Source organism: Syntrophorhabdaceae bacterium, from assembly GCA_035541755.1.
Classification (GTDB): domain Bacteria; phylum Desulfobacterota; class Syntrophorhabdia; order Syntrophorhabdales; family Syntrophorhabdaceae; genus PNOF01.
In genome coordinates this window covers 1-14,587 of record DATKMQ010000087.1, presented here as the reverse complement: position 1 = coordinate 14,587, position 14,587 = coordinate 1, and the positions used below count along the sequence as shown (strand labels likewise).

14 protein-coding genes are annotated in these 14,587 nt (G+C 49.0%); 11 read left to right on the top strand and 3 right to left on the bottom strand.

Annotated features, from left to right (window positions below; genetic code table 11):
• A partial coding sequence (locus VMT62_08490) for a hypothetical protein (protein ID HVN96453.1) occupies positions 1–743 on the bottom strand: 743 nt, incomplete at its 3' end.
• 319 nt (positions 744–1,062) lie between these two features.
• Here VMT62_08490 and VMT62_08485 point away from each other — a divergent pair.
• Together VMT62_08485 and nhaA are read left to right on the top strand one after the other, a co-directional pair.
• The gene (locus VMT62_08485) at positions 1,063–1,509 is read left to right on the top strand and encodes a universal stress protein (protein HVN96452.1); all 447 of its coding nucleotides are present in this window, start codon (positions 1,063–1,065) and stop codon (positions 1,507–1,509) included.
• Between the two features lie 420 nt (positions 1,510–1,929).
• Positions 1,930–3,126: a Na+/H+ antiporter NhaA gene (gene nhaA / locus VMT62_08480; GenBank protein ID HVN96451.1), complete on the top strand. Its 1,197-nt coding sequence runs from the start codon at positions 1,930–1,932 to the stop codon at positions 3,124–3,126.
• Positions 3,127–3,191: 65 nt separating this feature from the next.
• Here nhaA and VMT62_08475 read toward each other — a convergent pair whose 3' ends face one another.
• Positions 3,192–3,986: a hypothetical protein gene (locus VMT62_08475; GenBank protein ID HVN96450.1), complete on the bottom strand. Its 795-nt coding sequence runs from the start codon at positions 3,984–3,986 to the stop codon at positions 3,192–3,194.
• Between the two features lie 309 nt (positions 3,987–4,295).
• On the opposite strand from VMT62_08475, the gene VMT62_08470 reads away from it, so the two are divergent.
• The 7 genes from VMT62_08470 to VMT62_08440 all read left to right on the top strand — a co-directional run bounded on the left by VMT62_08470 (position 4,296) and on the right by VMT62_08440 (position 9,765).
• The gene (locus tag VMT62_08470) at positions 4,296–4,691 is read left to right on the top strand and encodes a FixH family protein (protein HVN96449.1); all 396 of its coding nucleotides are present in this window, start codon (positions 4,296–4,298) and stop codon (positions 4,689–4,691) included.
• 221 nt (positions 4,692–4,912) lie between these two features.
• Positions 4,913–5,452, top strand: coding sequence for a MarR family transcriptional regulator (locus VMT62_08465; protein HVN96448.1), 540 nt, complete (start codon positions 4,913–4,915; stop codon positions 5,450–5,452).
• On the top strand, positions 5,449–5,769 hold the full coding sequence (locus tag VMT62_08460; protein ID HVN96447.1) for a hypothetical protein: 321 nt from the start codon (positions 5,449–5,451) through the stop codon (positions 5,767–5,769). The genes VMT62_08465 and VMT62_08460 overlap by 4 nt, the downstream gene beginning before the upstream one ends.
• A gap of 323 nt (positions 5,770–6,092) precedes the next feature.
• A complete protein-coding gene (gene pal / locus VMT62_08455; GenBank protein HVN96446.1) occupies positions 6,093–6,644 on the top strand; it encodes a peptidoglycan-associated lipoprotein Pal in 552 nt (183 codons plus the stop codon).
• Positions 6,599–7,102, top strand: coding sequence for a hypothetical protein (locus VMT62_08450; GenBank protein ID HVN96445.1), 504 nt, complete (start codon positions 6,599–6,601; stop codon positions 7,100–7,102). The genes pal and VMT62_08450 overlap by 46 nt, the downstream gene beginning before the upstream one ends.
• Positions 7,103–7,308: 206 nt before the next feature.
• Complete coding sequence (locus tag VMT62_08445) at positions 7,309–7,959, top strand: cytochrome P460 family protein (protein HVN96444.1); 651 nt, start codon at positions 7,309–7,311, stop codon at positions 7,957–7,959.
• A gap of 9 nt (positions 7,960–7,968) precedes the next feature.
• The gene (locus tag VMT62_08440; GenBank protein HVN96443.1) at positions 7,969–9,765 is read left to right on the top strand and encodes a chloride channel protein; all 1,797 of its coding nucleotides are present in this window, start codon (positions 7,969–7,971) and stop codon (positions 9,763–9,765) included.
• A 438-nt stretch (positions 9,766–10,203) separates the two neighbouring features.
• Here the strand turns inward: VMT62_08440 and VMT62_08435 are convergent, their stop codons facing one another.
• A complete protein-coding gene (locus VMT62_08435) occupies positions 10,204–10,707 on the bottom strand; it encodes a pyridoxamine 5'-phosphate oxidase family protein (GenBank protein HVN96442.1) in 504 nt (167 codons plus the stop codon).
• 1,264 nt (positions 10,708–11,971) lie between these two features.
• On the opposite strand from VMT62_08435, the gene uvrB reads away from it, so the two are divergent.
• The gene (uvrB, locus tag VMT62_08430) at positions 11,972–13,960 is read left to right on the top strand and encodes an excinuclease ABC subunit UvrB (GenBank protein HVN96441.1); all 1,989 of its coding nucleotides are present in this window, start codon (positions 11,972–11,974) and stop codon (positions 13,958–13,960) included.
• Positions 13,957–14,587: GIY-YIG nuclease family protein (locus VMT62_08425; protein HVN96440.1), on the top strand; the 631-nt coding region annotated here is incomplete at its 3' end. The genes uvrB and VMT62_08425, both read left to right, overlap by 4 nt.

Here is a 14,587-nt window from a genome sequence, read left to right as displayed (position 1 = left end):
CCTACAAATGCAACCAACCCGTGCCCGAGTACTGCCTGTTCGTACTTAGTCACGAACATATGATATGGCCGGGAAAGAGAAATTGCTTTGGAAAATTCTGGCTTGAATATTCGGTCATAATCTTTCAATAGCTGTTTCTTATTGTATATAGTCTTATGACCGCGGATTCCATTGACCCGCACGGGATAATTCATACAATTTGCTACAGTTTGTTTATCTCGTCTTGCAACAGCCTCGATGAACCGTTTTGCTTCCCGCTCAACACAAGCGTCATCGTCTGCACCAATACGCGAATATCTGTGGTCTATGGACCCGCCGTAGCCGTACTCCGCACCAAAGATAAATTTGTCTTGTTTTAAAGGTGATGTATAGTTGCCAGAAAGAACCTCACAGTTGAGTTTGGATCTGAATTTTCCGCGCGGGTCGGTTTCAAGAAATTCTCCTTCAAGCATAATCTTAGGTTCGGCGTTCTCGGTGCTTCGTAAGTTTATACGACCGTCATCAAATATCTGCCCCTCGAGCCTAATATTGCTCTGGCTTATGGGATCAAAGAGTACCGCTGATAGCGTGTTGTTATCAAAAGACAGAGTAAGTGCGACATTTTCGAGTTCGCCAATTGAGCCAGAATAAGTCCATAGGAAATCCCAACCAGCAAAATCAGTTCTTTCATCCTTGGAACACGCCGACCAACTGACGACAGGAAGCAATACTGATAAAGCAAGAATAAAGAATAATCGCTTCATAATCGTCCTTTATGGGGCTCAACAAATGATGCAGAGCCATCTGCAATTTGTTACATTCTACAATCTTGAGTCGATGAATGTCAGAGTTGTGGGATCAGTGACTCGTAACGGAAAAAAGTTGTTGAGTCTAACTAAATTAATGATACCAGCGTTTTGAAACAAAGCAAGAAAAATCGTACGACGGGCTCCGGCAGGATCAAAGACCACGAAGAACCCAGAAGAGCTTTTGTGAATATTGCGAAGTGAACCATAAGATTGCACAGCGATAAAGGTCTATTGTACAATGAAATAGATAAATTCCAGAAAAAAAGGAGGTCATATGTTTGCGCCAAAGAAGATTCTTGTACCGACAGATTTTTCCAAGTTTTCGGACAACGCATTGAGACAAGCCTACGATATGGCAAAAACGTACAAGGCAAAGATTTATCTCCTCCATGTTGCCTGGATAAGCCAGATATGCACAATTGACTATTGCCTGGATCAGGCCAGCGTAGACGCCCTTCATAAGAGAACCATCAAGGCGGCTGAAGACATGATGCAGAAGCAGATTAAGAGAGTCGTCAAATCAAAGGATGTAGAGATTATTGCAGATATTACCAAGGGTAACCCCTACGAAGAAATCCTCAAAGAAGAAAAGACAAGAAAGATCGACCTCATCGTCATCGCTTCGCACGGCATGACGGGAATCCTCGGTCATCTTATGGGAAGCATGGCAGAAAAGATCCTGCGCGGAGCAAAATGCCCCGTTGTCCTGGTTAAGAAATAAGTGAAAACCTCAAGGGGAGGGGATTTCAATCCCCTCCCTCATTCTTTATCCAATCTGCAATAGCCATATAGTACGGGCCGACGTTTACGGGCTTCATGGCCTCACCCACAGGCTGCGCTGCCGGTACATCAAGAATTATTTCAGTGGAACTAACGTGAAGGGAATTGGGTCTAATTCTCGCCTGCTCGGAGAGGTTCTTCTACGAGACCTTCCGGCAGGGCGAAGAAACCAGGGAAGGCAGGATGAGCTTTTCTGATTAGCCTTAGCGGGCACATATCGTTTACGCTTTCACCTACGACTCATCATCTCTGGTCTACAAGCCGCGTCGTTCATTACGGGTTGCAATAGGTAGAGAAAAAACCAAGTCATGGATGGAAGTAAATCGCCCCCTGGGTTATATTGTACCGAACGGGCAGAAGAATGTCAGCCGAGCGGCCAAGAAGAATCAAAATTACCAGGTTTTTCCTTCAATTCATCGCTGACGAGAGAACTGGGGGTTTATTCTTACTCCTAGCAGCATCTGTCTCCATCGCTATCGCCAACTCGGGGTTTGGACCCGCCTATATCAATTTCTGGCATTATCGTCTGGACTTCTCCTTTGTGGGTCTGCCTCTGCGATACAGCATTGCCGAATGGATAAACGACGGTCTCATGACGGTCTTCTTCTTGCTTGTGGGACTTGAAATAGAGAGGGAATTATACAAAGGTGAACTATCTGGGACCAGGAATGCGTTACTGCCCGTCTTTGCCGCGATAGGAGGGATGATACTCCCGGCCTGTATTCATTTGACGTTAAACGCCGGGACGCCAACGCAATCAGGTTTCGGAATCCCTGTAGCCACAGATATAGCTTTTTCTTTAGGCGTACTGTCATTGCTCGGCAGAAGAGTGCCGGTGTCATTAAAGGTTTTCTTGACCGCATTAGCGATAATCGATGATCTTGGAGCGATCATTGTAATTGCGTTCTTTTATGCCCGCAATCTCTCATATCTTTTCTTGGCGGCAGGGTTGGCCGTGTTCGCAACCATGCTTATTCTGAACCGGCTAAAGGTTTATAAAATCGCCCCCTACCTTGTTGGAGGAATTCTCATGTGGCTATTCATGCTCAAGTCAGGGGTACACCCCACCATTACGGGAGTCCTGTTGGCATTCGCTATTCCGTTCCAAAACGGGGACAAATCTTCACCCTCCACGAGAGTCCTGCGGTTCCTGAATAGGCCGGTACCATTTCTCGTGATCCCAATTTTTGTTCTTGTGAATACCGCAATGGGATTTTCTCATGGGTGGGATGCGAAACTCATCACTCATAATACGCTAGGTGTGTTCGCCGGACTTGTTCTTGGCAAACCCGCAGGGATACTCTTTTTCAGCATGATAGCGGTAAAAAGCGGGTTATGTGGGCTTCCGCAGGATATTAATTGGAAGCATGTTGGGGGAATAGGGATCTTAGGTGGCGTTGGATTTACGATGTCGATCTTTATAACCAATCTGGCGTTTACAGATAACCATCTGATAATAACCTCAAAAATGGCAGTCTTCGCGGCATCACTGGTATCTTCAATTGCAGGTTTGGCCCTCTTACGAAGCAACCCGGCCATTGACAGGAAAGTGGAGTAGCCCATCCGTTTGTAACAAAAAGCGTGTCAAATGATCGGCCTACAAAGCCGTCAGCGCAATACTGGTCATTGTGTCTTCTTTCCTGCAGTTGGTGCATCCCCTGTCTTTACACCTAGTTTGGTTTCAAGGACCTGTATGGCCTCTAGCATGACAAAAGCCTCGTCATTCGTCTTGGTGTCGAAGGAGATTCCACTCTTTTTCAGTAAGTCCCTCATTCTGTTCGAGAGATAACTGAGAGTAGTGGAAATGTACACAGGGAAATACCAGAAATATGCCAACGCCAATACCAGACAGATCGATCCTATCGCGCCCATGGCCCAGACGAAACGGGCGGAGTCGTGCTGCACTGACTGGCTCTTACGTATGACAGCCTGCATGTTCACGTCATAGATCGTGTTGATGGATTGGTTCAGTCTTTGTGATGCCGGTACGAAGTCGCTGAAGTAGGTCGCACTTGCGGCTGACCCGCTCTTTAACTGCAAACACAGTTTCAGGTAGGAATCATAATTTTGGGTCAGCTCTTCGACATCTTCCTTCTCGTGTATCTCGGTTATATTATGTTTTTCCTTTTCTATGTTCGCTTCAAACAGTTTTCTTCCCGACTCGAAACGGCCTGCGTAGTATTCCGACATCTTTCTATCACGACCGGCGTTAAAGACTGAATTGGCGATGGAAGTCCCCATATCATCGAGGCCGGCAACCATATTTCTGGCATAGACGAGCGAATCATAGTTATCTTTGAGAATTCTACCGGATTCCTGGCCTAACGTCCCAACGTAGTAAGAGCAAAAACAGCAGAGAGCGAAGATAATGGCGAATAAGAATCCCAAACCAGAGGCGAGTTTTGTCTTGAGTGTCATGTTTCCTCCTCAAATGGCCGTAATCGTGATACCAGATGGCGTGTTTTATGAAAGCGATCACGTTGACCTGAGTCAAATAGCGCAATATTTTCCTACAAAATACAACCGTTTTCTTACCATTGCAAGAGGGAAATCCCGCGAACACATGCATGTCAGTTATCTCCTTCACCGGCGAGTCAATCATACAGAATTGTTCTCAAGAGAATCATTACGTGAGATGGGCGAAGGTTTTCATCCTTATCTTGACCTCAACAAATCATGTGCTTACGTTTCCCACATGAATAGCATTCGTTGAGGAGGTAAAGCAATATGAAAAGAACGCTTTTCGTTCTTCTTGCATTCATAATAATGTGGCCGCTTCTGGCTTATTCGGGTGAGTATGAGGTAAAAGGAAAAGCAGGGGGGTATACTTTAGAGGCAAAAATTGATAAAAATCCGCCTGCAAGAGGGTCTAATAATCTTACAATAATGATGAAGGATAAGGCTTCGAAGCCCGTTACCGGGGCCCAAGTCCAGGTGCACTATTTTATGCCCTCGTTCCCTGGAAAGCCCCCAATGATGGAATATACTGCGACAGCACAGCCCGTCGGCGATCATTACCAAGCGCAGATGGATTTATCGATGGCAGGTGAATGGACCGTAGAGATTAAGGTAAAGCACCAGCGCAGTCTGGCAAGCACAAAGTTTACATTCATAGTCAAGTAGGTATTGGCTATTATCCTCTTCTTCCCCATTCTCGTAGTTGTCAAAAGCTATCTGTCCGTACCTCTCCTTTAATACCGATCTCAAGGCATGGGCTTACACAAACCTCGGGTCATGATCGGCAGAATTCTCTAATTTTTTTCTTGACAACAATTTCTGGTAGTCTTATATATTGTTTGTATACAAATGATGTGTATACAAACTAAGAAGATAGAGGTAGGATTGTGACCGATGACGTTAGTTCAGACATAGCGATATCCGAGACGATGCAGTCCCTGCGCCGCATATTCAAAGCCATCCAGGATTATTCCCACGAGGTATACAGCAAGTTCGGAATAACGGGTCCTCAGCTGTGGGCATTAAAGACTATCGCTCGGAAGAAAAGCCTGCCCTTAGGCGAACTGAGCAAAGAGATGTACCTGGATCCGAGCACCGTCACCGGAGTGATCGATCGGCTGGAAGGCAAAGGCTATGTAGTGAGAGACAGGGATAAGACGGATCGCAGGGTTGTGAACGTTCGGCTGACCCCGGCAGGCGAATCGCTGGTGAAAAAGACCCCCAATCCCGCCCAGGGTAAGATGGTCCATGGTCTTGGAAAACTCAAAGAAGCAGAGCTGAACATCATCTATCGCTCTGTCCGGAAACTCGTAGAAGTCATGGAGGCCCAAGATCTAAAAGTGACCTTTTTTTTCGATCAGGAATCGGACGTGTCTCAAAGAAAGCGCACTAAACCGAAAAAGCCGAAGAAAGGAGGTATCAAATGAATAGATCAATTATTACCGTTCTTGCACTCTTAATCGGATATTTTCTGCTGTTTAACATGGCAGTTGCGGACGAGAAAGCCAGAATGGAAACGGCAACAGGCAAGGTCATCTCCGTCGACCCCCAGGGAAAGGCCATCACCATCACTGCCAAAATAGGGAGTGAGACGATGGACGTGGGAACCATCGTGGACAAAGATACGAAGATAATGATTAAAGGGAAACCTGCCCCAATCAATGACATCAAGCTGGGTGATACCGTCACGGTCCGTTATCTCAAGTCGGACAACCTCTACGCAAAGGAGGTCAGCAAAAAATAAAATGCTCCCAGACTCTGGCCCGGATGACGCCGACGTATCACGACATTTCATGCGACGCTGACAAGGGGGCAGTACGTGAAGCGTAAATTGTGTAAATTACTTCTTCTGGTCACATTAGTGGTTCTCCTCCTTGGCGCCTGCACGTGTTCTGAGGTATGCAGGCGGGGCCAGAATCAGGGGGCTTTCTTCACAAGTGGGCCTCACGAGTGATGAATTTTATCGGGAGGAGATAGGGGCTGAAATATGAAATGTGTACAGATCTTGTCCTCACGCTGCAAGGATGAACAAAATGATCCTATAAAACTTCAAAAAGGAGGCAATACATGAAATTCAAACTGCATCTTTCACTTATTCTTGTTCTATTGGTTCTTTTGGTTGGTCTTGTCCTCGGTGGTTGCGGATGCTTCCAGCAGCAAATGAGAGGAGAAAAATCTCCACCCACAGGCCCTCGGGCCACAGTCACATCCCCTGAGGCAAAGGCCCAAATGCCGGTGACAGCAGGTTCTCAGCCCGGTGCGCAGGGCATGGCACCCGCATCTGTTGTTATGCTGAAGGACATCAATTTTGATTTCGACAAGTCCAACATCAGAGAGAAAGACGCATTAATCCTTAAAGATGATACAGGCTGGTTCAAAAATAACGCTGGGAAGAAAGTCAGAATCGAGGGCAACTGCGACGAAAGAGGCACGGTTGAGTACAACCTGGCCTTGGGCCAGAGGCGGGCTGATGCCACAAAGAATTTCCTCATGAACCTGGGTATCAACTCAAGATTGCTCGAGACCGTAAGCTACGGCAAGGAGAAGCCGATCTGCCAGGAGCACGATGAAGCATGCTGGGCCAGGAACAGACGGGCACATTTTACGCCGCTTCAGTGACCGAAATAGCACGTTCGGCGGGACAGGGCAAAAGAGTCATGCGAAAAAGGATTATGGCATTCGGTATCATGCTGATAGGTCTTGCATGTATTGGGAATACTTTCGCACAGACATTGCCCCCTATGGACGTAAATAGGGAACAACAAGGCGACCCGCTCTGGACTCAAGGGAATGCAAACCAGAAACCAGAAACGAAACGGTTTTCCGGAAAGGTAGTGGCGGTTGATGCCTCCTCACAAACCATTGTCCTAAGAAATTCGAGAGGCGAGGAGACCTTTAATACCGGTCACGCAAAGCTCGTCCGTCATGTTGAGCTTCAGGACATCAAACCTGGAGACAGGGCACTTGTGAGTTATGTAGAGAAAGAAGGCAAGAAGACTGCGGAAGTGGTTGTAGCAACTCCGGCAGGGCAAATAGCCAGGGCAAAACCGGCGAGCAGTGGGATCTTTGATCGCTAAGGCTGGAAAATGATTTCTTGAAACCGAATGTAGGGCGCTGGTGCCGCCCATGGAAACGCACTCAGGAGTAATACATTTTCGTCCCCGTGTACCTGGGTGCGTTTCCGCCTTTAATGATATAGCCCCGGCACCGGGTCTGGGAATTCCTGCAAATGAGTATGATGAGTGGTGAAGAAGCACGGCATCGAGGGGAAAGACGCAATCGGATGGGTAGTTACCCCCGCCCATACGAGAGGAAACGGTCTCTGAGAGAGAGGATCGCGATTCTGTTGGGGATTATCTTTGTCTTTATCCTGTGTGTCCCGGTCCTTGTTCACGCTGAGGATAAGACCAAGCCCGAGGAATCTGAGATACAAGATGGTGCGGCACCCATGCTCAATACGGACAGACAGGAACTCTTGAATCAGATCATGAAGGACCGTCTCTACAGGAACTGGAAGCGCTGGCCGGGCAAAGGCCCGTTGTACCCCGGTACTCAGCCTGACGGCGCCTTCCTTACGACCTACGTGAACACGACTGCAATGAAGTCCATAAAGAAAAAAAGAGGCATGCAGTATGGGTCCATCATTGTGAACGAGAACTATGGGGAGGACCGGAAGCTGATAGCCATCACGGCCATGCACAAGCTCAACGGATTCGATCCGGAGGGAGGAGACTGGTACTGGGTCCAGTACACCCCCGATACAGAGACCGAAGTATGGGGGAAGATCGACACCTGCATACGGTGCCACCACAGGAACAGAGAGAATGATTATATATTCTCCGGAGAGGTTGTGAGAGGCTCGTTGAGAAAGACCTCACACGAACCACGGGGAAATCTGAATACCGATCCGGCAACAAAGCGCACTGGGCGCTGAGGCAGAATAATGGCAAACATATTTAAAAGTATTCCTGACCCCTTTGCTCCGAAGCGATTAAAACGGATCTGGCGGGGCACATTTCTTGGCATCATTGTCGGGGTGGTATCGGGCCTGGGTGCCATTATCTTCATGTTCCTGCTTCAAACCGGAACGAGGTTCTTTACCGAGGACCTTATCACATATCTCTCGCCCCATCACAATGCTGCATATACGATCCTGGGTTTTCCCTTCGAGCGATGGATGATGCTCTGGATACCGGCCGTGGGGGGAGTTCTCTCCGGACTTCTCGTTTTCCGCTTTGCACCGGAAGCCGAGGGCCACGGGACCGACGCCATGATCGACAGTTTCCACCGGAAAAGAGGTATCGTGCGCAGGCGCGTGCCCATAATCAAGACCATAGCGTCGGCGATCACCATCGGAACGGGCGGGTCCGCCGGGAGAGAGGGCCCCATTGCCCAGATCGGGTCAGGGTTTGCCTCTTTTCTGGCCAGTGTTTTGAAACTGAGCGATAACGAACGACGTATTCTCCTGCTCGCAGGAGCGGCAGGCGGCATAGGCGCCATATTCAAGGCACCCCTGGGAGCAGCACTCTTTGCCACCGAGGTCCTATACAGTAAAGCCGATTTTGAATTCGAAGCGATTATTCCCTGCACACTTTCTTCCATAATCGGTTTCATGGTTTTCACGTTTTACGACGGGGTGGGGACGATCTTTCATACGCCTTCGTTTGCCCTGGCAAGCGTCTCCCAACTGCCGTTCTATGGTGTCTTGGGCCTTTTGTGTGCCCCCGTAGGGTATTTGTACGTCAAGTGTTTCTACGGGATGAGAGACCGGTTCTTTAGAAAGCTCACTATCCCGAGACCGGCGATACCGGCTTTGGGCGGTCTTATGCTCGGGATCGTTGCGTTCTTTTATCCCGAAGTCTTGGGAGGCGGATACAAATGGATGCAGTCGGCCATAGACGGACAGCTTGCTCTAGGGCTCATGGCCATGCTTGTCTTTGCCAAAATCATCGCCACTTCCTTTACGATTAGTTCGGGGGGCAGTGGTGGCGTATTTGCACCATCTCTTTTTATCGGCTCCATGCTGGGCGGTTTCTACGGGAACATATGCGGGAAGCTTTTTCCCCATATAGTGACTGAACCATCTGCCTTTGTACTTGTCGGCATGGGCGGCTTCTTCGCAGGAGTCGCCAAGGTGCCCATCGCATCACTGGTGATGGTCGCTGAAATGACCGGCGGTTACAGCCTCATCGTCCCCATGATGATCGTTTCGTCCCTCGCTTACCTGTTACTGGGACACGTTTCTCTCTACGAGAAACAGGTTCGTTCGCGGATCGACTCACCGGCCCACATCGGCGATTATGCGGTGGACGTCATGGATCATCTCACCGTGAAAGATGCGGTGGTCCCTGGCAGAGAAATCGAGATTATCCCCGATGCCATGCCATTTGAGGACATCCTGAAGGTGATGCTCGATTCGACTCAGCAGGATTTCCCTGTCATCGACACAACGGGTAGGCTGAAGGGGATTCTCTCTATGACGGATCTACGCCAAGCCATGGCAGACAGGGCACTACACGGCAATTTGGTGGCCAGGGACATCGCCCTGTCGAGTGTGATGACGGTAACCATGGACGACTCTCTCAACACGGCATTGAAACTTATGGCGAGTGCAGATTTGCGGGAATTGCCCGTGACGGATAAACACGATCCGGCAAAGATAATTGCCATGGTAAGCAGAAAGGACATTATCCTTGCGTATCATAGGGAAATGGAGGGGATGGGAAAGCCCAACGCCTGAAAAGAGGCATAAAAGACGTTAGAGATCTCCTCACCTTGGAGATGTCTCCACATGTACAAAGTTTGTTCATTAATTTGGCATTCTCTGACCTAAGTTAGAATTGAAGCATACAGAACTTATGAGGAATACCATTTGAAAGGTGGACCGCTTGGCAAATCTCCCAAAATGAAGCTTACAGTCAAAAATACGGACTTTGTCCTGCTGATGGGGATTTTTCCTGTTTGCGAGCCGAAAAATTACGCGCTTCATCTACAAAGCAGGCATTGAACGTCTAAAGAACCACCGATTACATCTTGGAACATAGCGTTTAATGTGCTCATTTGGCAAACATCCTTCGGTATGCTTGTTGTTTGACGGCTGACTTCTCAGACGGAAGATTTGCTTGACACTATTTGCACTGGTATAATTAGGTCATTCCTGTTTGTAGTCATTAACATTCTATTCTTTCCGTTCTTCCCATAGCCCTTCACCCATGAGACCCAAATGCACCGGTTCAAAACCATCAAATATGACCTCACGAACATAACGCATGTCCTTCCAAAGCAATTTATATCCTTTGAATCTCCGGAAGCGTTTCACCCGTTCTTGCCACTGCTTTACCTCTTCTTGGGTCGCCATTCTCCTTGCACCGGCCCTACCCGTAAGCCTTACCCCTGGAGGAGCATCAAAGCGTCCCTTAAAGAGTGCTTTCAGCCAGTGCCAGAATCCTCCATTCACAGCCATGACACATATCCGTTGATCCCGGTCGAGATTTAGCCGCATATTTTTTGGAAATTCTTCGAAATAAAAGGCCTTCCCTGTCTCGTAGAGAATAAGAGAACCAATCGGCGAAACACGTGGTGAACCATCAGGATTCACCGTGGCTACCGCGCAGAAATGATTGCTCTCTAAGGCTTTATTGACTACATTGCGAATGGCCCCCCAGTGCTGCTGAATATCCATAGTTCGCCTCCCTTGATTGTTCTACGGCAGGATAATACGGCGCATCCGATTATTTCTAATGATGTGCCCAACAATTTTAATTTCCCAACGTTGTAATTTCTTATTTTTTGCATCATATCATTTCTTTATAGGAAAAACACTATTGAAGATGTAAACGATTGCTATTTGAAACAGTGTATATCGAGAAAATCGGGCAGGGTGTAGACTACAGTCAAAAAGCAATACCATTTGAAGGGCTGTGAAATCAGTATGTTGTTGAGCTGTTTCTTTCAGGAGGAAAGTCGCGTCTCAATGTCCCTTCATAACGCCTGCGGCCCACAGTAGAACGGCATAGTGGTAAGGGTTCTTCACTCTTCCCATAATCCGCTTACGTTGAGTAACATCGTTCGCTGAATTTCTTTACGCGCAGCCGCATATAATGTAATGATTTTGTTGTCCCAAGGGGAAACAGGTCTATTGTAGCGATGCATCAGAAATCTTTGTCGAGCTGTAAAGACGTTGTTGACGGTAAAACTGGAGGTCTAGAGACACCAGTTTCCTTATTGATGTGTTGTGTGGATGGCGGAACCAGAAGCTGCGCTATGCGCTGCGGATAGTCATTGTATGGTTCAGATGCAATAACCGCGAACTCAGCCATGTTGCTGAGGGACGCGGCGTAAGTGGAGACAGGCTTGGAGTGAAAGCTTCAGATGTGACGATATGCCGGGCTCTGCTGGCGCGGACGTGTATATGCATACATGGAGCAGCGCAGAGTCCGGCAGAGCGTTGTAGATGGAGTTTTCCGAACAAGCCTGTCTCCAAGCACAAACATACACGCATTCTAGCCTTAAGCAGTTTCAAACAAGCGACTAGGGCAAGCAAACCCAGGCAGAGTAAGGCCCGGCTATCCGCCGGGCCCGTGAAACACAACGTGGCGGACAGTAGTACAAGAGAGTTCGCACTCTCCTCACCATGCGCGGTAACGCATGACGGGATGTCCCGCTACCATCCGCCGAGTTCGATTATAGAGATTATCGGCAGTAAGGAGGAAAACTTAAGGGCGCACCCCTCATATCCTAGCCCGATTTCCGGTCCAATAAAGCAACACCGAACCGTCCATTATGATTCACGCGACGCCACGGCAGGCAAACGAAGTTTGAAAGGATCAAATAACCTCTGAAACGACATTTTCGCGTTTCTTCGTCCCTCCTTCTCTGCCGCGCCCATATCTTTTAGCCGCGCCCTCTTTGACTTATAGCCCGAAGGGCATTAGAATACATGGGTCGTGGAAAGATTCAAACTTGTAAGCGATTACGAACCAAGGGGCGATCAACCCGAGGCAATCAAGAAACTATCAGAAGGGGTTGAAAAGGGCGCGCCCCATCAGGTCCTCCTCGGGGTCACCGGTTCAGGCAAAACCTTCACCATGGCCAATGTGATAGAGAGGGTACAGCGGCCAACCCTCGTCATCTCCCATAACAAAACCCTCGCCGCGCAGCTTTTCACCGAGTTCAAAACCCTTTTTCCTCAAAACGAGGTTCACTTCTTTGTGAGCTATTACGATTATTATCAGCCAGAGGCGTACCTGCCGGCCTCGGACACCTATATCGAGAAGGATTCATCGATCAACGAAGAGATTGACAGGTTGAGGCTGCTCGCAACCAATGCACTCTTTGACCACAACGATGTGATTATCGTTGCGAGCGTTTCCTGCATCTATGGCCTTGGCTCTCCTGAGGCCTACTACGGGATGCTCTTGTACTTGGAAGAGGGGCAGACTATCGACAGATCGGCGATCTTGAGCAAGCTCGTCCAGTGCCAGTACGAGAGAAACGATATCGACTTCTACCGTGGCAAATTCCGGGTAAGGGGCGACAATATCGATGTCTATCCTCCCTATGAGGAAGAAAAGGCCTTCAGGATTACTCTCGAAGAGGGCAAGGTGGCGGCCCTGTCAACCCTTGACCCCCTTACCGGAAAGGTAGTGGAAAGATTGAGACGGTGTACCATTTACCCGACGAGCCACTACGTTATGCCACGAGAGACCTTGGAGGGGGCCATTGCGTCGATTCAGGCGGAACTGGCTCAGCATCTCAAAGTTCTCAAATCTGAGAACAAGCTGCTCGAGGCCCAACGGCTCGAAATGAGAACCAATTACGATCTCGAGATGCTCGCCGAAGTGGGCTTTTGCTCGGGAATCGAGAACTATTCGCGTCACTTTACCGGAAGAAAGCCGGGAGAGCCTCCGCCCACGCTTATGGACTATCTGCCCACAAACGCCCTGGTGATGATCGACGAGAGCCATGTGACAATCCCTCAGCTTGTGGGCATGTACAGGGGCGACCGGGCCCGCAAGACCACACTTGTGGAATTCGGATTCAGATTGCCCTCGGCGCTTGACAACAGGCCTCTTACCTTTGAAGAGTTTGAAGCGCGCAAGAAACAAGCGCTCTATATCTCGGCAACACCGGCGGCGTATGAATTACAAAAGGCGCGCGGTTCCGTAGTGGAACAGATTATCAGACCCACGGGCCTCACGGACCCCGAGATCGTGATCAAGGGGGCGAAAAACCAGGTGGATATGCTCTTGAGTGAGATTGAGGCGACCATAGAGAAGAAGGAGAGGGTGCTTGTTACCACGTTGACCAAGCGTTTTGCCGAGGACTTGACCGACTTTCTCCTCGATAAAGGAGTCAAGGCAAAATACCTCCATTCGGACATCGATACCTTAGAAAGGGTCGCCATCGTGAGGGATTTAAGAATGGGTAAGTTCGATGTGCTCGCCGGGGTCAACCTGCTTCGTGAGGGCCTTGACCTGCCCGAGGTCTCGCTCGTAGCGATCCTCGATGCGGACAAGGAAGGGTTTTTGCGCTCCGAGATGTCTCTCGTTCAAACGTGCGGCAGGGCAGCGCGCAATGTGAACGGGCGGGTCCTTATGTTCGCGGACCATATCACCGAGTCCATGCGCAGGGCCATGAGCGAAACCGAAAGAAGGCGAAAGATCCAGGTGGCGTATAACGAAAAGAACGGGATCACGCCGGAGAGCATAAAGAAGGAAGTCGTGGATGTGCTCGCTTCGATCTACGAAAAGGACTATTACACGGTGCCTATCGATGAGCTGGAGGGGATGACCCTTAAGCCCAAACAGCGTTCGAAGATGGTCAGGAAGCTTAGAAAGGAGATGGCAGACGCTGCCAAGAAGTGGGATTTCGAACGGGCGAAGGAACTCAGGGACCGTCTTCTTAAAATAGAACAGATGGAGTTGAGCCTGTGATCACCGAGGACCATCTCAACAATCTTCCCGAGTCCTCGGGGGTCTACCTCTTCAAGGACCGTGCTCACAACATCATCTATATCGGAAAAGCCAAGAACTTAAGGGATCGGGTCGGAAGCTACGTAAGGGAAGGGGTAAAAGACGCAAAGACAGAGCGCCTCGTTGAGAATATCGACCACGTGGACTTTGTACTTACCGGCAATGAAAAAGAGGCCTTTCTTCTGGAAAACAATCTGATCAAAGAGCATAGACCCAAGTACAACGTGAACCTCAAGGACAACAAAACCTATCTTTCGTTGAAGCTCACCGTGAAGGATCTCTATCCTGCGCTTTTTGCCACACGCAAGGTCGTGGATGACGGCTCCCTCTATTTCGGACCCTATCCTCATGCGAAGGAAGTAAGGGAGGTGCTCAAGCTCGTGGAACACTTCTATCCCATACGAAAATGCAAAGACACGGTGTTTAAGAGAAGGAAGAGGGCGTGTATGCTCTACGAATTAGGGAAGTGCCTTGGACCGTGCACAGAAGGCGTGGACGCGGCCGAGTATCACAGAATCATCGACGAATTGGCCGATTTCATTTCGGGCAAGGATGAGAAGGTGCTCAAGACCATAGAAGAGCGCATAA